Annotated in this window: 16 protein-coding genes; 7 read left to right on the top strand and 9 right to left on the bottom strand. The window is 61.7% G+C overall.

Features of this window, described 5'->3' with window-relative positions; all coding sequences use genetic code 11:
• The first annotated feature begins 150 nt into the window (after positions 1–150).
• Positions 151–387 carry an RNA chaperone Hfq gene (gene hfq / locus IE188_RS00310; protein WP_091430174.1) on the top strand — a complete coding sequence of 79 codons (237 nt, stop codon included), beginning with the start codon at positions 151–153 and terminating at the stop codon, positions 385–387.
• An 8-nt stretch (positions 388–395) separates the two neighbouring features.
• Positions 396–1,694 (top strand): GTPase HflX, encoded by a 1,299-nt coding sequence (hflX, locus tag IE188_RS00305; protein WP_191285268.1) that lies wholly within the window; start codon positions 396–398, stop codon positions 1,692–1,694.
• 13 nt (positions 1,695–1,707) lie between these two features.
• On the opposite strand, the gene IE188_RS00300 is transcribed toward hflX, so the two are convergent.
• Positions 1,708–4,176 carry a penicillin acylase family protein gene (locus IE188_RS00300; protein WP_191284490.1) on the bottom strand — a complete coding sequence of 823 codons (2,469 nt, stop codon included), beginning with the start codon at positions 4,174–4,176 and terminating at the stop codon, positions 1,708–1,710.
• A gap of 111 nt (positions 4,177–4,287) precedes the next feature.
• Between IE188_RS00300 and IE188_RS00295 the strand changes: the two genes are divergently transcribed.
• Positions 4,288–5,160: an NAD(P)-dependent oxidoreductase gene (locus tag IE188_RS00295; protein ID WP_191284489.1), complete on the top strand. Its 873-nt coding sequence runs from the start codon at positions 4,288–4,290 to the stop codon at positions 5,158–5,160.
• A gap of 79 nt (positions 5,161–5,239) precedes the next feature.
• On the opposite strand, the gene IE188_RS00290 is transcribed toward IE188_RS00295, so the two are convergent.
• Positions 5,240–5,806, bottom strand: a complete 567-nt coding sequence (locus tag IE188_RS00290) for a lipid-binding SYLF domain-containing protein (protein WP_191284488.1) — start codon at positions 5,804–5,806, stop codon at positions 5,240–5,242.
• A gap of 149 nt (positions 5,807–5,955) precedes the next feature.
• Positions 5,956–6,972: a porphobilinogen synthase gene (gene hemB, locus IE188_RS00285; protein WP_191284487.1), complete on the bottom strand. Its 1,017-nt coding sequence runs from the start codon at positions 6,970–6,972 to the stop codon at positions 5,956–5,958.
• A gap of 242 nt (positions 6,973–7,214) precedes the next feature.
• On the opposite strand from hemB, the gene IE188_RS00280 reads away from it, so the two are divergent.
• Positions 7,215–7,739, top strand: coding sequence for a component of SufBCD complex (locus IE188_RS00280; protein WP_191284486.1), 525 nt, complete (start codon positions 7,215–7,217; stop codon positions 7,737–7,739).
• Between the two features lie 44 nt (positions 7,740–7,783).
• Positions 7,784–11,254: a transcription-repair coupling factor gene (gene mfd, locus IE188_RS00275; protein WP_191284485.1), complete on the top strand. Its 3,471-nt coding sequence runs from the start codon at positions 7,784–7,786 to the stop codon at positions 11,252–11,254.
• Here the strand turns inward: mfd and IE188_RS00270 are convergent.
• The 3 genes from IE188_RS00270 to IE188_RS00260 are packed head-to-tail and all read right to left on the bottom strand — an operon-like array spanning position 11,251 to position 14,734.
• Complete coding sequence (locus tag IE188_RS00270; RefSeq protein WP_229836353.1) at positions 11,251–12,471, bottom strand: multidrug effflux MFS transporter; 1,221 nt, start codon at positions 12,469–12,471, stop codon at positions 11,251–11,253. The genes mfd and IE188_RS00270 overlap by 4 nt on opposite strands.
• Positions 12,468–13,130, bottom strand: a complete 663-nt coding sequence (locus IE188_RS00265) for a DsbA family oxidoreductase (RefSeq protein ID WP_191284484.1) — start codon at positions 13,128–13,130, stop codon at positions 12,468–12,470. Before IE188_RS00265 ends, IE188_RS00270 begins: the two co-directional genes overlap by 4 nt.
• A 59-nt stretch (positions 13,131–13,189) precedes the next feature.
• Entirely contained in the window at positions 13,190–14,734 is a 1,545-nt protein-coding gene (locus IE188_RS00260; protein WP_191285266.1) for a class I adenylate-forming enzyme family protein, read from the bottom strand.
• A 79-nt stretch (positions 14,735–14,813) separates the two neighbouring features.
• On the opposite strand from IE188_RS00260, the gene IE188_RS00255 reads away from it, so the two are divergent.
• A complete protein-coding gene (locus tag IE188_RS00255; protein WP_191284483.1) occupies positions 14,814–15,440 on the top strand; it encodes a helix-turn-helix domain-containing protein in 627 nt (208 codons plus the stop codon).
• A 100-nt stretch (positions 15,441–15,540) separates the two neighbouring features.
• On the opposite strand, the gene IE188_RS00250 is transcribed toward IE188_RS00255, so the two are convergent.
• The 3 genes from IE188_RS00250 to IE188_RS00240 form a co-directional block, all read right to left on the bottom strand.
• Positions 15,541–15,933: a hypothetical protein gene (locus IE188_RS00250; RefSeq protein WP_191284482.1), complete on the bottom strand. Its 393-nt coding sequence runs from the start codon at positions 15,931–15,933 to the stop codon at positions 15,541–15,543.
• A 207-nt stretch (positions 15,934–16,140) separates the two neighbouring features.
• Positions 16,141–17,157 (bottom strand): ACR3 family arsenite efflux transporter, encoded by a 1,017-nt coding sequence (gene arsB, locus IE188_RS00245; protein ID WP_191284481.1) that lies wholly within the window; start codon positions 17,155–17,157, stop codon positions 16,141–16,143.
• Positions 17,158–17,241: 84 nt separating this feature from the next.
• Positions 17,242–19,059: an extracellular solute-binding protein gene (locus tag IE188_RS00240; protein ID WP_191284480.1), complete on the bottom strand. Its 1,818-nt coding sequence runs from the start codon at positions 19,057–19,059 to the stop codon at positions 17,242–17,244.
• A 361-nt stretch (positions 19,060–19,420) separates the two neighbouring features.
• Between IE188_RS00240 and IE188_RS00235 the strand changes: the two genes are divergently transcribed.
• Positions 19,421–20,206 carry a 3-hydroxybutyrate dehydrogenase gene (locus IE188_RS00235; RefSeq protein ID WP_191284479.1) on the top strand — a complete coding sequence of 262 codons (786 nt, stop codon included), beginning with the start codon at positions 19,421–19,423 and terminating at the stop codon, positions 20,204–20,206.
• Positions 20,207–20,210: the final 4 nt, after the last annotated feature.

The following is a 20,210-nucleotide window of genomic DNA, read 5'->3' as shown; positions in this document are numbered from 1 at the left end:
CGCCCCGAGGCACCTGTTCTGCGCGGGGAACGGACGCAGATCAAAGGGTGAAAAAAGGGGGTGGAAAAGGACAAAACCACACGCCATAGTGACGTGACGATGAATTTCTGCCGGGGGTCCGGCAGCACGAGAGAAAAAAGGAAAAAAGCGATGGCTGCCGACAAACAGAACCTTCAGGACGCCTTTCTGAACCATGTTCGAAAATCAAAAGTTCCGGTGACGATCTTTCTGATCAACGGTGTGAAGCTTCAGGGCGTGATCTCGTGGTTCGACAATTTTTGCGTGCTCTTGCGCCGCGATGGGCAGTCGCAGCTTGTCTATAAGCATGCGATTTCGACCATCATGCCGGGCCAACCGATCAACCTCTATGATGGCGAAGACAGCTGAGCGACTTCATTGACCGGGAAGAACGGCCCACGCGGGCCTGGGTCTTTCACCCTGAACTGACAGCCGACCGCAACCGCCGTGACGCAGCCCCCGCGCTTGAGGAAGCCGTGTCGCTGGCGTTGGCATTGCCTGACCTTGACGTGGTCGGGTCCGAGATTGTGCGCCTGCCCACGCCGCATCCGGGCAAGCTGTTCGGCAAGGGCAAATTGCAGGAACTGGGCGCGAAGCTGCACGAAGCGGACGTGGAGCTGGTTCTGATCGACGGACCGGTCAGCCCGGTGCAACAGCGCAATCTTGAGAAGGAATGGAAGGTAAAGATCCTGGATCGGACCGGCCTGATCCTTGAGATTTTCTCGGACCGCGCGCGCACCCGCGAAGGGGTGTTGCAGGTGGAAATGGCCGCGTTGTCCTATCAACGCACGCGGCTGGTGCGCGCCTGGACCCACCTTGAACGCCAGCGTGGTGGGCTTGGCTTTGTCGGCGGCCCCGGTGAAACCCAGATCGAGGCCGACCGCCGCGCCATTGACGACCAGTTGACCCGGCTGCGCCGCCAGTTGGAAAAGGTCGTGAAAACCCGTGAACTGCATCGCGCCGCGCGCGCCAAGGTGCCGTATCCGATCGTGGCGCTGGTTGGTTATACCAATGCGGGCAAATCCACCCTGTTCAACCGGATGACCGGGGCTGACGTGCTGGCCAAGGACATGTTGTTTGCCACACTGGACCCCACGATGCGGCAGATCGAGTTGCCCGCCGTGGGCAAGACGCCTCAGCAGGGCGGCGGGCGCAAGGTGATCCTGTCGGACACCGTGGGTTTCATCTCGGACCTGCCGACCCAGCTTGTGGCCGCCTTCCGCGCCACATTGGAGGAGGTGCTGGCCGCCGATCTGATCCTGCATGTGCGTGACATCAGCCATGACAGCACGGACGAACAGGCCCGGGACGTCGAACAGATCATGGCCGATCTTGGCGTCAGCGACGACACCCCGCAGCTTGAGATCTGGAACAAGATCGACCTGCTGGACGAAGAAGACCGCGACGCCCGCCGCCGCGAAGCCGCGCGAAACGACACGATCCTGACCTTGTCGGCGCTGACCGGCGAGGGGTTCGACACATTGGTGCAGGCCATCGACACGGGGCTGGATGTGCCGCGCCGGACCGAAACGCTGACCCTGGCCTTCTCAGACGGGCGCAAGCGCGCCTGGCTGTTTGACAAGGGCATTGTCGAGGCCGAAGAGCCGGGCGAGGACGGCTGGGCGATCACCGTCACCTGGACCGAACGGCAAGTGGCGGAGTTTGAAAAGCTCTAGACCCGATCTCTGATCAGTCTTTCGGCAACAACTGCGTCACCCCCACCGAGGCCGCCCGCGCCAGCGCCGGATCCAGCGACATCGGCGTGTATTCCCCGCGTCGCCACAACTCGCCCAGATCGTCGTAATGGCGTGACAGCGGATGGCCCGACTGCCCGGTCGAGATCACAAAGAGCGAACTGTTGGGGTCGGCGAAATCATAGACTCCGCGAAACCCGGCGCCGTGTACGTTGCGATAGGGGTTTTTTCCCGCGCCCGCCGTACGCCCGCGCAGAAGCGTGTTGTCGCCGCCCGAGGTGGATTGGCGAATGTTCACAAACCATTTCAGGAACGGCACATCCCCCAGAACCGGGTGCGTGTGTGTGGCCTCGTGATAATCGCCCCAACGGAGGCTTTCCTGTGCGCCGCCGGCGTTTTCATTCAACCACAACAGGGCATCATCCAGCGCGTCGCGGGCAATGTCGGTGCAGGTCTCGGTCGGGGCGGACTGGATCACGTCGCACCAGACACCGGCCCCTTCGACATCGCGAAAGACCCGCTCGATGAAGATCGGTTCCACGTGTTTGAACTCGGTCGCGAGCGGCCCAAGCTCGTCCCGGATCAGGCGCGTTTGCAGCGCGCGCAGCCAGGCCGAATAGATCAGCGGCTCGGGCATGTGTTCATTCATCTCGCCATTCCAGTTGGCCAGAAGCTCCAGCGCGCGTTGGCGGGCGCGTTCGGGGGTGCCGTCGGGCGCGGCCTCGCCGGTGAACCACAGATCGGCCCCGACCAGCGGCAGCAACGTGCGCGCCGTGACCGAGACGGGATCAAGCTGGGCCTCGATGAAGCTGTCGCGGGTGTGCACCTCGCGCGCCTGCATCAGGTGGCTCCACCGCTGGACGCGCTGGCTGTCGCCCCAGTCATAGCTCATGTGGTTGGGGAAGGGGCGGTCGACCAGCTTGTTGTTGGTATTGCCGACAATACCGCCGGTGGGCTGCACAAACTCGGGGTTGGCGGAATAGCTCAGCACCCCCTGCCAGCGGTTTTCGGTGATCCAGCCGGGGCTGGGGATGCGCCCACGGGTCTGGTGCTGCGCATCGCGCCGGGGCATGGCACCAATCACCTTCATCGCGATGCTGTCCTGATCCGCCAGGGTCAGGGTCAGGCTGGGCGCCACATAGTCCGCCCCCGCCGCGATCCCTTCCATCACCGTTTTTGACCGCATCAGGCGGATCGCCGCGCTCATCGAGCGGTCTTCGCGGGTCAGCAGGGTCCAGTTCAGCGACATGGTATGGCCGGGCGGGGTGATGATCCCCAGATCAAACAGATGCCCGGGCAGGATCGGGCCATTGTCGGACCATTGCAGGTCGAAGGTCACGGGGGCTTCGTCCTTGATCTGCACGATCGAGCCACGTTCGGTCAGCGGTTTGAACCCGTCGGGTGTCTGCACCTCGCGCGGGTTGTCGGGGTTCAGCTTTTCAACATGCAGGTCCTGATCGTCCAGGTAGGACGATGTGATCCCCCAGCCAAAGCTGTCGGACCGGCCGACCATCATCGCGGGCATACCGGGAATGGTGCCGCCGATCACGCCCCCCGTCGACAGCTCCAACCGGGCCAGATACCAGATCGACGGCGCGCTGAACCCAAGATGCGGGTCATTGGCCAGAAGCGTGCCCCCGGCGGCCGAGCGTTTGGGCGCCGCTGCCCAGGCGTTGGATGCCCCGGCAAGGCCCCGACGTGGGGCAGGCCATAAATCGGGGCGGTCCTCACGGGCGGGCAGGTTGGCGAATTGTGACTTTGGCACACCCAGCAGTGCCGCATAATCGGGCAGGGCAGCGATGCCCGTGCCGGGAATGTCGGGCAGGATGTCCTTGACCCGTTCATCGGGCAGGGCAAGGGTGACGCGGGCGCGCAGCAGCTCTTCTTCCAGATGGCCGGCCAGTTGCACCCCCATCAGCTTCAAAATCGCGATGCTGTCGGCGGGTTGCCAGGGCGACACGTCATTCGAGAACAGGAAAAACTCCGGTGCGCCACGGCCCAGCGCCTCGGCGTTCACGCGGCTCAGATACGCATTGACGCCCGAACTATATGCCTTGAGTGCGGCGCGGGCATCGTCATCCTGCACCTCGACCGCCGCCTTGGCCAGCGTATACAGATCCAGTCGCCGCATCAGTTCGTCCACCTGAAGGGTCCGCCGCCCGAACACCTCGGACAGGCGCCCCTGCGCGGTGCGGCGCATCACCATCATCTGCCACAATCTGTCCTGCGCATGTGCATAGCCCAGGCCGAAAAAGACGTCGGCGTCGTTCTGGGCAAAGATATGGGGGATGTTGGCGTTGTTGCGCACGATCTCGACCGGGGCAGAGATGCCGGCGGTCTTTCGTGTGACGCTGTAGTCGGGCAGCGATTGCGCCGCCAGGTAATAGACCAGAAGCGTCGCCAGGCTGGCCAGCACCAGAAGGCCCGCCACGATGCGGATCATCCACAGAACGACCTTGCCCATCACACCCTATCCATCACTTGATCTGCATTTCACTTGCGGTCGACGTTGACCTTGCCCGCTGTCGCGGTAACTACTGTGCATCACAGGGGATTTCAACGGAAGGACGCGGTTATGGCGAAATGTGCATTTTTGGGCTTGGGCGTGATGGGCTATCCGATGGCCGGGCATCTTGCGGCCAACGGGCACGAGGTCACCGTGTTCAACAGGACCGCCGAAAAAGCCGATCGCTGGGCGGCGCAACATGGCGGCGCATCCGCCCCCACCCCGCGCGAGGCCGCCATGGGTGCGGATTTCGTGATGGCCTGCGTGGGCAATGACGACGACCTGCGCGCGGTGGTTCTGGGCGAAGATGGCGCATTGGCCGGGATGCGGGACGGGGCGGTCTTTGTCGATCACACCACCGTATCCGCTGCGGTGACCCGCGAGTTGTTCACATCTGCCGCCGATCAGGGCGTATCTTTCGTGGATGCACCCGTATCCGGCGGGCAGGCCGGGGCCGAGAACGGCGTCTTGTCGATCATGTGCGGCGGAGATCAGGCGGCGTTCGATGCGGCGCTTCCGATCATGCAGGCCTATGGGCGCAGCGTGAAGCGGTTGGGCGACAGCGGCGCGGGACAGTTGACCAAGATGGTCAACCAGATCTGCATTGCCGGACTGGTGCAGGGCCTGTCCGAAGGGCTGCATTTCGCCGAGAAAGCCGGGCTGGACATTCGCGAAGTGGTGGATGTCATTCAAGGCGGGGCTGCGGGCAGCTGGCAGATGGTCAACCGGCACGAGACCATGGCGGATGATCATTTCGATCACGGGTTTGCCGTGGACTGGATGCGCAAGGATCTGGGCATTTGCCTATCCACCGCGAACGAAAATGGCGCATCCTTGCCGGTGACCGCGCTGGTGGATCAGTTCTACAAGGATGTGCAGAAGATGGGTGGCGGGCGCTGGGATACGTCCAGCCTGTTCAAAAGATTGAAGGCACTGGGATAAGGTGTTGAGATATAAAGAAAGGGCGGCCTTTTGCCGCCCTTTTTGCGTGTGATCCGGTGTCGGCTCTGTTCCGGTTGGATCAGGGAATGATCCGGGTGTATTTCGCCCCTTCGATCGAGGCACCGGCGATCAGCCCGGCCTGACCGAACACCACGGCCACGACCGGCGACGAGGCCGTGATCGTGTCGGCGGTCAGCCGGTCGCCATCGGTCTGGAAGGCATATTTGATGTCGGCAGATGCGACCCAACCGGCGGCGCTGCGGAAATCCTGCAACGCCTGATCGGTCATGAAAAACAGGACATGCGCGAATTGCTGGGCACCGATTTGCAGCCCCGCGCTGGCCTGCGTCAGCAGATAGTAGTCCACCGTCGCGTCATTGATACGCAACGCGCCGCGCCCGTAGGCACCGCCCAGACCGAAGCCGGCTTCGGTGACAAGCGGCATGATCAACTGACCGGTTGATTTCGCGGCCAGTTCGCGCGTGCCGGGATAGCGGTTGTAAAGATAGTCCAACGTGCTGTCGACGCGGGCGTCGATCCGTTCGCCACTGCGTGACCCAACCCCGTTGGCACAAGCCGCCAGCGACATGCTTGCGCCGCCTGCGGCGATGATAAATCCTCTGCGGGAAAGCCTGTTCTTTTCCATGTATTCGCCTCGTAAGATGCGCCTGCGGCGCGATTGTGTGCTCGTTTGTGGCTCTGGGTCCACTTGGCCACAAGATATAGCGCGTTGATGCAGGGCTGTCACCCTCAATGCATTGACAGTGCGAAAATTGGCCGATGAAGCGCCTTGGATTACAAGCCGTTAAGCAAACGCGCCATGCGTGGGGCGAAATAGGTCAGGATACCATCGCAGCCCGCGCGTTTGAATGCCATCAGGCTTTCGGCCATCACCTTGTCGCCATCCAGCCAGCCGTTCTGGGCGGCGGCCATCAGCATCGCATATTCGCCCGACACCTGATAGGCGAAGGTGGGCACCCCGAACGTGTCCTTGACCCGCTGGCAGATGTCCAGATAGGGCATCCCCGGTTTGACCATGATCATATCCGCGCCTTCGGCCAGGTCACGCTCCACCAGCCGCATCGCCTCGTCCGAATTGGCAGGGTCCATCTGATAGGTTTTCTTGTCGCCCTTCAGCGCCCCCGATGCCCCCACCGCATCGCGGAAAGGTCCATAGAAGGCCGAGGCATATTTGGCCGTGTAGCTCATGATCGTGACATTCCGATGATCGGCGGCTTCCAGCGCGTGGCGCATCGCACCGATCCGCCCGTCCATCATGTCCGAAGGGCCAAGGATATCGGCCCCGGCCTTGGCCTGTGCCAGTGCCATTTTCACCAGCGCCTCGACGGTCTCGTCATTCAGGATCTCGCCATCCACGACGATCCCATCATGGCCGTTGATGTTATAGGGGTCGAGCGCAACATCCGTCATCACGGCAATCTCTGGCACCGCGTCCTTGATGGCGCGAATGGCGCGGTTTGACAGGTTGTCCGGGTTCCAGGCTTCTTCGCAGCCCTCGGTTTTCAGGGCCGGATCGGTGTTGGGAAACAGGCAGATCGCCGGAATGCCCAGATCGGCAGCCTCGCGCGCCGCCAGCACCAGACGGTCGATGGATTTGCGCGCAACACCCGGCATCGAGGGGACGGGCTCCTCGTGATCCTGTCCCTCCACGACAAACACGGGCCAGATCAGATCATCCACCGTCAGCGTGCTTTCCCGCACCAGATTGCGCAGGTTGGCGCTGGACCTGGTGCGGCGCAGGCGGGTCATGGGAAACGGGGCGACCGTGGTGGGATGGGGGGTGCGGCTCATCTGGGACTCCTGTGGCTGGGGCAGGGCATGGGCGGCCCCGTCCGCATTGGCTGTGAACTTCCTGCCACGGGATCGCACGCGTCACAAGTCTGCAATCGGGCGTCTTTGAGCGCAAAACCGGGCTGGCGTTGACCCGCTGCGGGGGCTAGTCTGACCAAACACAAGACAGGCCCGAGCAGGCATAGCGTCCGATCCGCACCCGGACCGCCCGGAATACGGCCAAAAAGCAAGGTAAAGCGCCCGTGGATTGGTATTCCACCGTATTCGAAATCATCGACATGCGATCATTTTCCAACCTGTGGTATTGGATCGCGCTGGCCGTGGCCTGGTCAACGGTCAGCCACTGGGTTGTCGGCGTGCCCTATGACCTGATCCAGAAAGCCGCCCGACTTGAGGGCGAGGCGCAGCAGGATCTGGAAGACATGGTGCGCATCAATTGCAACCGGATATTGTATGTGGCGGGTGTATCGGGGCTGTGGATCCTGGGGTTCGCCGCGGCGCTGTTCACGTCGATGGCCATATTGGGGTTCTGGTACAAGGTCGAGTTTGCGCAGGCTGTGTTTTTGTTGTTGTTCCCCATCGCGCTGGCCGGGTTGATGTCGCTGAACACGGCGGCGGTGATCCGCGAGCGGGCGCTGGTGGGCGAAGAGCTGCGTGACCGGCTGAACCGCCATCGGGTCCAGACCCAGTTTCTGGGGATGGGCGCGATTTTCATCACCTCGCTTTGGGGGATGTATCAGAACCTGTCACTGGGTGTGCTGCGCTGACGGCGCGCCCTTGACACCAGAAAACAGGGCGTTACCTCCGCGTCATGGAAAAATTGCTGCTCTCTGGTGCCCCTGAAGGGTTTGACGCCACGTTGCTGGTCAAGGAACTGGACCGTGGGTCCGGGCCGGTCGTGCATGTGGCGCGCGATGACAAGCGACTGGCCGCGATGGAGGCCGCGCTGGCGTTCTTTGCGCCTCAGATACCGGTGATCCGCTTTCCGGGCTGGGACTGTCTGCCCTTTGATCGCATGTCGCCCAATGCCGCCATCTCGGCCACGCGCATGGCGACCTTGGCGGGGCTTGCGACCGGGCAGATCGCGGGTCGCTTTGTTCTGCTGACCACGCTGAATGCGGCGACGCAGCGTGTGCCGGAACGCGCGCTGTTGCAGGAAACCTCCTTCACCGCCCGCGTTGACCACCAGATCGACGTCGATCAATTGCGTGCCTTTCTGGTGCGCATGGGGTTTTCGCAAGCCCCTACGGTGATGGAGCCGGGGGATTTCGCCGTCCGGGGTGGCATCATCGACATTTATGCCCCCGGCCATGACGGCCCGGTGCGGCTGGACCTGTTCGGCGACGTGCTGGACGGCATTCGCCGTTTTGACCCGGTGACGCAGCGCACGACCGACACACTGAAATCCATCGAACTGGCCCCGGTGTCCGAGGTTATTCTGGATGCGGCGGCGATCACCCGGTTTCGTCAGAACTACCGGATCGAGTTTGGCGCGGCCGGGTCCGACGATCCGCTGTACGAAGCCATTTCGGCGGGGCGCAAGCATCAGGGGAACGAACACTGGCTGCCGTTCTTCCACGACCGGCTTGAGACGATATTTGACTACGTGCCCGATGCATCCGTGATGCTGGACGATCACCTGACACCCGCCCGCCTCAGCCGGTGGGAGTCGATTGTTGACCAGTACGAGACCCGCAAGATCGCGATGACGGCAAAGAACCGGATGGACACGGTCTATAAACCCTGTCCGCCGGAGCTTCTGTATCTTGATGATACGGCGTGGGAGGCCACATTGGCAGACACCCGCGTGGTGCAGTTCGCCGCGCTTCCGCAAGCCACCGGTCCCGGTGTTTTGGATGGCGGCGGGCGCATCGGGCGCAACTTCGCGCCGGAACGGCAGCAGGAAAATATCAACCTGTTCAAATCGTTGACCGACCATATTGCCGCGAAAGATGACGCGCCAGTGATCGTTGCGTCCTATTCCGATGGCGCGCGGGAACGGTTGCAGGGGCTGTTGGCGGATGAAGGCCTGATCGCCACCACACGGATCACCGATTTCCGCGATGTGCCGGATGGCAAAGGCGGCGTCTATCTGACCGTCTGGCCGTTGGAACACGGGTTTGAAGGCCCCGATCTGACGGTGATTTCCGAACAGGACGTGCTGGGCGACCGCCTGATCCGCGCCCCCAAGCGCAAGCGCCGCGCCGAAAACTTCCTGACCGAAGCGCAGGGCCTGTCGGCGGGCGACCTGATCGTTCATGTCGATCACGGCGTCGGCAAGTTCACGGGTCTGGAAACCGTGACCGCCATGGGCGCGCCACATGAATGTCTGGCGTTGAAGTATGCAGGTGGCGACCGTTTGTTCGTGCCGGTCGAAAACATCGAGCTTCTGTCGAAATTCGGGCAGGACACCGGGCTGTTGGACAAGCTGGGCGGTGGTGCATGGCAGGCCAAGAAGGCCAAGCTGAAGGAACGTATCCGCGAGATTGCCGACAAGCTGATCCGGCTGGCGGCGGAACGCGAGCTGCGCAAAGCGCCGGTGCTGGACGCACCCCACCACGCGTGGGAAGAGTTCTCGGCCCGGTTCCCGTATCAAGAGACCGAAGATCAGCTTGGCGCCATCGAGGACGTGCTGAGCGACCTGTCCTCGGGCCGCCCGATGGACCGGCTGGTCTGCGGCGATGTGGGTTTTGGCAAGACCGAGGTGGCCATGCGCGCGGCCTTTGTGGCGGCGCTGTCGGGCCAGCAGGTCGCGGTGATCGCACCCACCACGTTGCTGGCGCGACAGCATTACAAAAGTTTCTCTGAACGGTTCCGGGGCTTTCCCATGCAGGTTGGGCAACTCAGCCGTTTTGTCGGGCAACGCGAGGCGAAGCTGACGCGCGAGGGCTTGTCGCGCGGCACCGTGGATATTGTCGTCGGCACGCATGCGTTGCTCGCGAAAGACGTGCGGTTTCAGAACCTTGGGTTGTTGATTGTCGATGAAGAACAACGGTTCGGCGTGGGGCACAAGGAACGGCTGAAGGAAATGCGCTCGGACGTGCATGTGCTGACGCTGTCGGCCACGCCCATCCCGCGCACCCTGCAAATGTCTCTGTCCGGTGTGCGTGATCTGTCGATCATCGGCACCCCGCCGGTGGACCGCCTGTCGATCCGCACCTATGTGTCCGAATTCGACAGCGTCACCATTCGCGAGGCGCTGTTGCGGGAACATTATCGCGGCGGGCAGAGCTTTTTCGTGGTGCCACGGATCAAGGATCTGCCCGAGATCGAGGCCTTCCTGACCGATCACGTCCCCGAAGTGTCCTTCGTGGTGGCGCATGGTCAGATGGCGGCGGGTGAGCTGGACCGGCGCATGAACGCGTTTTATGACGGAAAGTATGATGTGCTTCTGGCGACCACGATTGTGGAAAGCGGCATCGACATTCCGACCGCGAACACGATGATAATTCACCGCGCCGACATGTTTGGACTGGCGCAGCTTTACCAGATCCGGGGCCGGGTGGGGCGCTCGAAAACCCGCGCCTATGCCTATCTTACCACCAAGCCGCGTGTGCCGCTGACACCAACTGCCGAGAAACGTCTGCGGGTTCTGGGATCGCTGGATGCTCTGGGGGCGGGTTTCACGCTGGCCAGTCAGGATCTGGACATTCGCGGCGCGGGCAATCTGGTGGGCGAAGAGCAGTCCGGCCAGATGCGCGAAGTGGGCTACGAGCTTTACCAGCAGATGCTGGAAGAGGCGATTGCCAAGATCAAGGCGGGCGAGTTGGAGGGGTTGACGGATGCCGACAGCACATGGGCGCCGCAGATCAATCTGGGCGTTCCTGTTTTGATACCAGATAGTTACGTGCCAGACCTTGATGTGCGGCTTGGCTTGTATCGGCGCCTGTCATCGCTGTCTACCAAGGTCGAGCTTGAAGGCTTCGCCGCCGAACTGATCGACCGCTTCGGGCCGCTTCCGAAAGAGGTGAACACCTTGCTTCTGGTGGTTCGGATCAAAGGCATGTGCAAACGGGCTGGCATCGCCAAGCTGGACGGCGGGCCGAAAGGCGCGACGATCCAGTTTCACAATGACAAATTCGCCTCGCCCGAAGGGTTGGTCGAGTTCATTCACGCCCAGAACGGGTTGGCCAAGGTGCGTGACAACAAAATCGTCGTGCGCCGCGACTGGCGCAAGACCTCCGACAAGATCAAGGGGGCGTTTGCCATCGCGCAGGATTTGGCAATGAAGGTGAAAGACGCGCGAGCGAAGGCTGAGAAAGCCAAACCCACCGCGTCTTAGTTCATGTTCCCCCGGTCCAACTGCATCAGCGCCCAGGCCGCCGCAGAACAAAGGACAACCCCGATCAGCAAGGGAAAGGGCGTGCCATTGAAGGCCAGCCCCACCGGGGCGGCGATGGCGATGGCTGCAACGGTCGGCACGGCGCCAATGACCGCGGCGGCGGTGCCTGCCACATGACCCAAAGGCTGAATGGCCAGCGCGTTCAGATTGCCGAAGCTCAGCCCGTTCAGGAAGAACAGCGTCGTCGCCCAGCCGCAGAACAGCCACAACGCAAACGCACCGTCTGGGGCCAGCACCCACCATGCGAAAAGCGTCAAAGAGGCCAGCACCGTTTGCGTGGCAAAGCCCACCAACGCCAGCCTTCGCATGCCAAGCCGCATCACCAGTTGCGCGTTCAGAAACCCGGATGCGGCGGAAAAAACCGTCACCATCGCGAAGTAATATGGAAAATTCGTACCTGCTCCCAACACGTCGACAAAGATCTGCTGCGCCGAGCTGATGAAGGACATGAGCTGTCCAAAGGCCAGGGTGATGATCGCCATGTAAATCAGCGTAACCCGTGTTTGCAGAACCAGCCTGAAGGCTTGCAGGGTGGGCCGCAGGGACAGCGGGCGCCGCCGTTCAGGCGGCAGCGTTTCAGGTTGGCGCAGCAGGAACCATCCAAGGATCACGGCGGCCAGCAGGATATAGGCGGTGAACATCTGCCGCCAGCCAAAACCCAGAACGATCCACTGCCCGATCATCGGGGCGACGGCGGGGACGAAGACGAAGAACCCGAAGGCCATCGAGTTTACCCGCGCCATCTGGCGCCCCTCGTACAAATCGCGGGTCATCGCCATGCCGCAGGTGCGTGGCCCTGCGGCGCCCAGACCCTGCACGAAGCGCCAGAACAGGATCGTTTCGAGCGTTTGCGCCCAGAGGGCGGCAAAGGCGGCTGCCATGTAAAGCAGCATCCCCATCGACAGCGAAAAGCGGCGCCCCATACTGTCAGATAAGGGGCCGAAAATCAGTTGTCCCAATCCCGCGCCGATGACGAAGGCGCTGATCAAAAGCTGTGCCTTGTTGATGTCGTCGGGCACCAGTTGCGCCCCGATCTCGGGCAGGGCGGGCAGGATCGAGTCGATCGAGAACGCCACCATCGAGAATAAGGCCGCGATCAACAGCACATATTCGCGCAGGCGAAGCGGGGTCTGTGGCGGAAAGGGGCGGGATGTCACGCTTCGGGGCTTTCGGTAGCCCCGTCGCGCAATTGTTCGGCCAGGTCGTCGATCACCTGCGTCCAAAGCTCGGTCGGTTGCGCACCCGGCACGACATGCTGGTTGGCCACCACGAAGGTCGGCACGGATTGCACCCCTTTGCGGCGGGCATCTGCGTCGCGGGCGCGTAGGTCATCCGCATCCGCGTCCGACGACAAAAGCCGCGCCACCACGTCACCATCCATTCCCGCCGCGCGTGCGATCCTGACCAGTTCGGCCGGGTCGCCGATGTCGATCCCATCGACGAAATAGGCGCGAAACAGGCGATCGACCACCGCATTCTGCTTCCTTTCGATCCCCGCCCAGTGGATCAACCGGTGCGCATCCAACGTGTTGGGCGTGCGCGCGATGGCGTCCAGATTGATCTCGACCCCCGACGCTTCGGCCTCGCTCATCACGGGAAGATAAGCCTTCACAGCCCCGTCCTGTCCGCCAAATTTCGCTTCCAGGTAGGCGCGCCGGTCCATCCCCTCTTTCGGCATGTCCGGGTTCAGCTGAAAGGGGTGCCATTCGACCTTGAAGGGATGATCGGGCCGCGCTTCCAGCGCGCGGTCCAGTCGGGATTTGCCGATATAGCACCAGGGACAGATCGGGTCGGAAAAGATATCAAGGCGGATCATGTGGGTCTCCTTGACCGAAATCTCTAGCGAGGAATGTCAGGGATGGGAAGTGTCGTGGATCACAGCGTGGTCAGCGCGCCTGCTTCGAACTGTGCGCGCAAGGTGCCCCGCAGCAGTTTGTTGTTGGCGCCGCGCGGCAGCGCCTCCAGCGCGATGAACAGCCGGGGGCACTTGTAATGCGCAAGCTGGGCGTGGGCATGGGCCGAAAGCTCGTCCGACTGAACCGGCCCGGTTTCAGGTGTGTAGAAACAGGCAATCACCGTCGCATCATCCTTGACCGCGACCTCGGCGCAGGCGGCTTCGTGAACGTCGGGATGCAGGGTCATGGCGGCTTCGACCTCGATCGGAGAGACGCGGAAGCCACCGGCATTCATGATGTCGTCCGACCGTCCTTCAAAACTGATGGCGCTGTCTGGCCCCATGCTGACGGTGTCGCCGGTCAGGAACCAATCGCCAGAAAAGCGGTTCTTTGTGTCTTGTTCGGCGCCAAGATAGCCGAGCATCAGACCCGGATCGCTGCGGTGCACCGCCATGATGCCCGGAGTGCCGCGCGGGACGATACGGCCATCCTCATCCAGCACGGCGACATGACGCCCGGGCTGCGGAAAGCCCAGCGTGCCGGGCGGTGCCGGGTGGTCCGGCGCACCGGAAATGAAGGTCGAGCATTCCGACATGCCATACGCCTCGTGGATTGGGGTCTGAGTGGCGCTGACCCAATGCTCGCGGGTGGTTGCGGGCAGCTTTTCACCTGCCGAGAGGCCGTGGCGCAAAGCGGGCAGGGCTGGCAGGGGCGCGCGCAGCATCTGGCGATAAACGCCGGGCGCGGCGGCAAAAATCGTGACACGTTCGCGGGCCAGAAGCGCGCCCAATTGATCCGAACCTGTCCCGGCTGCCGGGATCAGAGCGGTCGCGCCTGCCGACCACGGGTCCATCAACCCGGTGCCCAGTGTATAGGTCCAGTTGAACGCGCCCGCATGCATCAAACGGTCGTCGCGGGTCAACCCGTACCAGCCCTCCCACATCATCTGCCGCGCCCAGATGGCGCGATGGGCATGCACCACGGCCCGCGCCTTGCCTGAGGTGCCGGAGGTGAACACGATGTAGCCCGGCTGCTCCGGGTCCCCCATGTGAAACGGCGCTGGCGTATGGCTTGCCAGCGCGTGCAGCGCGTCTCGGTCCAGAACCGGCGCGTCGGTGCCCGAGGGCAATGCGATCCCGTCACCCGCCACGATCAGGCTGGGGGCAACCATGGCCGACATCTTGGTGATCTCAGCCCCGGTCAGTTGCGACGAGGTCGGCACCGGCACCAGCCCCGCCGCAATCGCGCCCAGAAAGGCCAGCGGAAAGTCCACCGTGTTGCCAAGACGCAGAAGCACCCGGTCGCCGGGCGCAAGCCCGCGTGCCAGCAACCCGCCTGCAACGCCGCGCACCGCTCGCTCAAGCTGGGCGAAGGTCCAGTGTGTTTCACCCGTCCCGTCAGGCGTCACCACCGCTAGCGCCGTCTTGTCGCCAAGGTCCATCGCATGGGACAGCACATAGCGCGCCATGTTGAAAGTCTCGGGCGGGGCGGGCAGCGGGGCGGTGGGGCGAAATTCGGACAACATCGCCCAGATGTGCCAAGGGGGTGCGCAACTTGCAAGGGCATGCAGTTGCATCACACCGGTTTCCGTGTATTGAAAGCGCATGACCACGCCCGAACAACCCAGCCTGATCCGACTGGCCCGTGAGAACGGGGATGACCGCCCCGATCCCAGCCCGCTGGACCTTGGCGCGCGCGTGCGGGACCTGCGCAAATCGCGCGGCTGGACATTGGAGCAGGCGGCGCGGCAGGCGGGGCTGGCCCGGTCGACCCTGTCGAAGATCGAAAACGGTCAGATGTCGCCGACCTATGAGGCGTTGAAAAAGCTGGCGGTGGGGCTGGAAATCTCGGTCCCGCAACTGTTCACCGCGCCAAAAGCCGCGCAGGTGTCGGGCCGTATGACGGTGACAAAAACGGGCGAGGGCGCTGCCCATGCCACCACCACCTATGAACATGAGCTGTTGGCCGGTGCGCTGACCAAGAAAACCATGCTGCCTTATCGCGCACGGGTGCGGGCGCGATCATTCGACGAGTTCGACGGCTGGGTGCGCCATGATGGCGAGGAGTTTCTCTATGTCCTCACCGGCGCGATCCGCCTGATCACAGAGTTCTATGAACCGGTCGAGATGAGGCGCGGCGACAGCGCGTATTACGACGCCTCGATGGGACACAACGTGATCTCGACCAGCGCCGAGGACGCCACGATCTTGTGGGTGACGTCGCTGCTGTAGTCCATGGGAGACATCCCTGGTCAGGGATCGCAGTCCAATTCTCTCTGTTTCAAACCTGAACAAGACACAAGCACGCCACGTTTTGCGTGGTTGCAGAGCTTTAGCTTCGAATCTCTATCACCCGTCCGCCGGCCAGATCCGCAGGAAATACCTCGTTGGTTTGGGTCAGCTGGCGGAACAGGACACCTTTGCACAGCCCCACCTGATAAGCTTGGAAAAGCTCCTGTGTTGGGACTGTGCGCAAGTTGAATGTCACTAGCGGTGCAAAAGCACGAAGCGCTTCGATGGTTGACTTGTTCCCGCAAAGTGTCGCACCTGCACCTAAATCATTCAGATTGCGCACTTGCCCACCGTCTGACACCACGAGATACCCAACCACACGGGTGGCCGACGACTGTGTCGATGGCGCGTCGGTTCGCAGACCTTGAGTCAGCCAATAGATTAATACCCCGGTCAAAACGGCGAGTGTCAGTTTGGAAAACCAGTTTGCCATAAACCTTCCTCCCGACGGAAAGTTGAATGATACCGCCTTTCCCAGTCATGGTCTTTGTGTTGGATCAATCAACAATCGCGCGATTTGACTTTGATTGCGTGCAGAAAACGGCGGAGGAACCGCGTATCAACTGGTTGCGAACTTTAAGCGCCGTGACTCGAAACCTGTTGCAATAGCTGTTGCAAAACCAAGCTCTGTGGGGTTGCCTTAGCTAACAAACCAATGCCGCGTGCGGTTCGCAAAGGCCACCAGCGACAGCATCACCGGCACCTCGACCAGCACGCCGACCACAGTGGCCAGCGCCGCGCCGGAGTTAAGGCCGAACAGAGAGATCGCGACCGCGACGGCCAGTTCAAAGAAGTTCGACGTGCCGATCATACACGCCGGGGCGGCGATGTTGTGGGGCAGTTTCATCGCGCGGGCCGCTCCATAGGCGAGGGCGAAGATGCCATAGGTCTGGATCAACAGGGGGATGGCGATCAGCACGATGGCGAACGGTTGGGCCAGAATGGTTTGCGCCTGAAACCCGAACAGAAGCACGACGGTGGCCAGCAGGCCGATGACGGACCAGGGTTTCAGACGGGCAAGGAAAGCGTCAAGCCGCGCCTCGCTTGAGCGCATCAGACGGTGGCGGGTCCAGACCCCCGCCGCCAGCGGCAGCACGACATACAGCACAACGGACAAAAGCAACGTCTGCCACGGCACGGTGACGTCGCTGATCCCCAGGAGGAACGCGGCGATGGGGGCGAAGGCGAAGATCATGATCACGTCATTCACACTGACCTGCACCAGCGTATAGGCCGGATCGCCCTTGGTCAGTTGGCTCCAGACAAAGACCATGGCAGTGCAGGGGGCGACGCCCAGAAGGATCATGCCCGCGATATATTCGCTGGCTGTCTCCGGATCGACGAACCCGGCGAAGACCACCCGGAAGAACAACCAGCCAAGGGCGGCCATGGTGAAGGGCTTGATCAGCCAGTTGATCACCAGCGTCAGCAGCACCCCTTTTGGCCGACGACCGATATCCTTGATCGCGGCGAAATCGACCTGCACCATCATCGGATAGATCATGACCCAGATCAGCACCGCGACCACCAGGTTGACGCTTGCAAACTCAACCCCGGCGATCAGCGCAAACAGGTCGGGCGCCGTGTTTCCCAACACAACACCCGCCAGAATGCACAGCGCCACCCACAGCGACAGATACCGTTCAAACAATCCCATCAGATGCTCCGATCCCGAAAAGTCACGCGTGTTTATCCGCGCTTTGTAACAGCGCCGTAACGCGGGGAACGGGGCAGGGCAATCCTATTCTTCGTACCACCAGATTTCCGGTTGGAAGCCGAGGTAATCGCCATACATCGGGATGCGATCGGGGTATTTCAGCTCTTTCACATGGGCGATATGGGACAGGTCGGTATAGCCCAGCGGAATGACATAGCGGCCTGCGGTCAACACGCGGTCCAGCGCCTTGGTCGCGGCGCGAAATTCGTCCTGTCCGCGCGCGTTCAGCATCTGGTCGATGAGCCCGTCAATGGCCGCGCTTTTCACACCCATCCAGTTGCGGGTGCCTTCCTTGTCGGCACTTTCGGATCCCCAATACAGGTGCTGTTCGTTGCCGGGGCTCAGCGACAGGCCGCGCCAGTAATAGGCCATGTCGAAATCGAAGGCATTGGTGCGTTCCTTGTATTGCGCACTGTCGACCGAGGTGATGGTGGGCGTGATGCCCATCCGCCCGAGCGCGTCGGCGAAGATGTCGATCTCCTGCCGGTTTTCGGACGATCCGGTGTTCAACAGGATTTCGAACGTGAAGGGCTGCCCATCGGCGTTCTTCATCATGCCGTCCTGAATGGTCCACCCGGCCTCTTCCATCAGCTCCATCGCACGTCGCAGGCCCGCGCGGTTGCGCGCCGATCCGTCCGAGACGGGCAAGGCATAACCTTCGACCGCACCGTCAGGCAGGTCGTCATAGCCCATCAACATCTCGCGCACCAACCCTTCGGCAGGCTTGCCCGGTGCCATCCCAAGGACCGAGTTGTGGAAATAGGACTGGATGCGCTTCTTCGCGCCAGCGTTCAGGCTTTGATTGATGAACTCGAAATTGAACGCATGGATCATCGCATCCCGTACACGGATATCCGAGAAGGCGGGGCGGCGGGTGTTCATCACATAGCCCATGATGCCGGTGGGGCGCTGATGTGGAATATCGGACAACACGATGTCACCCGATTGAACCGCCGGGAAATTGAACTGAGTGGCCCATTTCTGCAGATTCGTCTCGCGATGAGTGGTGGCTTCGCCCGCCTTGAAGGCCTCGAACGTCACATCGCCGTCGCCGTAATAGTCGAACCGGATTTCATCCAGGTTGGCCTGTCCTTGCATGAAAGGCACATCCTTGCCCCAATAATCGGGGTTACGCGTCAGGGTCAGATAGCGACCGGGTTCGAAATCACCGATCACGTAGGGCGACGAGCCGATCGGGATCACATCGACGCCCGAGGCTTCGAAATCCTTCCCCTCCCACTGCGCCTTTTTCAGGATGGGGCGCATCCCCAGGATCAGCGGCAGTTCACGATCTTCGGTGTTGAAGGTGAACTTGACAGAGCGGGGACCGGTCTGCTCCATCGTTTCCACCTTGGCCCAGGCCCCGTGATAACGCGGGTGGCCAAGCGTGCCGAGCACCTCGTAGGACCACATCACGTCCTCGATGGTCAGGGGGCTTCCATCGGAAAACTGCGTGCCTTCGCGCAGGGTGTATTCAACCCATGTGCGCGCGTCATTCGTCTCGACCGATTCGGCCAGAAGGCCGTAAAGCGTGAAGGGTTCGTCGTAACTGCGGCCCATGAGGCTTTCAAACAACATGAAGCGCAACTGCCACGGTGCGCTGCCTTTTCGGATCACGGGATGCAGCGAATCATAGCTTCCCGCTTCGGCGAAAATGATCTTGCCGCCTTTAGGCGCATCGGCGTTGACATGGGGCAGAGACACAAAATCCGGTGGCAGGGCAGGGTCGCCATACATAGCTATGCCATGTTTGGGCTCGGCAAGGCCGACCTGCGCGGTGAAGACCGACAGGGAAACCGCACCGATCAAGCTGCGAAATGTCTTTATGTGTGCTGCTCTCATCAACGTCGTTTTCCTTCACATCCCTGAATTGATTTGGGGAAACTTTAGAGGCGGAAAATAGTCTTTTCAAACTTTTAGCTTGGAACGTGGCGCCGGACCGCTTATAAAGGGGTCACTGCTCGATAGGTTTCTTGCCTGTATGAAACCTGCCTCAATAACTTAACGCCCGCTTCGTGCGGGCGTTTTTTTTATGGCTGAAAACCGGGTGCTTTCGCGGCGGCCCGAAGCACGAGAATCGGGTGCAGGTCTCTGACACAAAACCAACCTGGCCCGCCGCGGGATTGCGGGTGGGAAACCACTGGCGTCCGAAAGACATTGGGTTATGCTGCATCGCAACAACAGTCGTCTGAAAGGGACCACCATGGCCATCACCACGTCGCTGAACGGAAAAACCGCCGTCATCACCGGATCGAACTCGGGCATCGGGTTGGGGATCGCGCGCGAACTGGCGCGGGCCGGTGCGGATGTCGTTCTGAACTCGTTCACCGATAGTGACGATGATCACGCACTGGCGGCTGAAATTTCCAAGGAATTCGGTGTCACCGCGCGCTATATTCAGGCGGATATGTCGAAGGGCGATCAATGTCGCGCCTTGATCGAGAAAGCCGGGCAGTGCGACATTCTGATCAACAACGCAGGCATTCAGCATGTGGCCCCGATCGAGGATTTTCCGACCGACAAATGGGATGCGATCATCGCGATCAACCTGACCTCGGCGTTTCACACGATTGCGGCGGCGCTGCCGATGATGCGCAAGGCGGGCTGGGGACGGGTGATCAACATCGCTTCGGCCCATGGTCTGACAGCCTCGCCCTTTAAATCCGCCTATATCGCGGCCAAGCACGGGATTGTCGGTCTGACCAAGACGGTCGGGTTGGAAACCGCCGAGGACCCGATCACCAGCAATGCGATCTGCCCCGGCTATGTGTTGACCCCGCTGGTTGAGGCGCAGATCCCAGACCAAATGAAGACCCACAACATGGGCCGGGACGAGGTGGTGCGCGATGTCATGCTGGCCCGCCAACCGTCGAAAGAATTCGCCACGGTCGAACAGATGGGCGGCACAGCGGTCTTTCTGTGCTCGGACGCGGCAGCGCAGATCACCGGCACCACGATATCGGTCGATGGCGGCTGGACGGCGCTTTAACCCG

The sequence above is a fragment of the Aliiroseovarius zhejiangensis genome, assembly GCF_014656375.1.
GTDB lineage: Bacteria > Pseudomonadota > Alphaproteobacteria > Rhodobacterales > Rhodobacteraceae > Aliiroseovarius > Aliiroseovarius zhejiangensis.
This window is presented reverse-complemented; position numbering and strand designations above follow the sequence as displayed.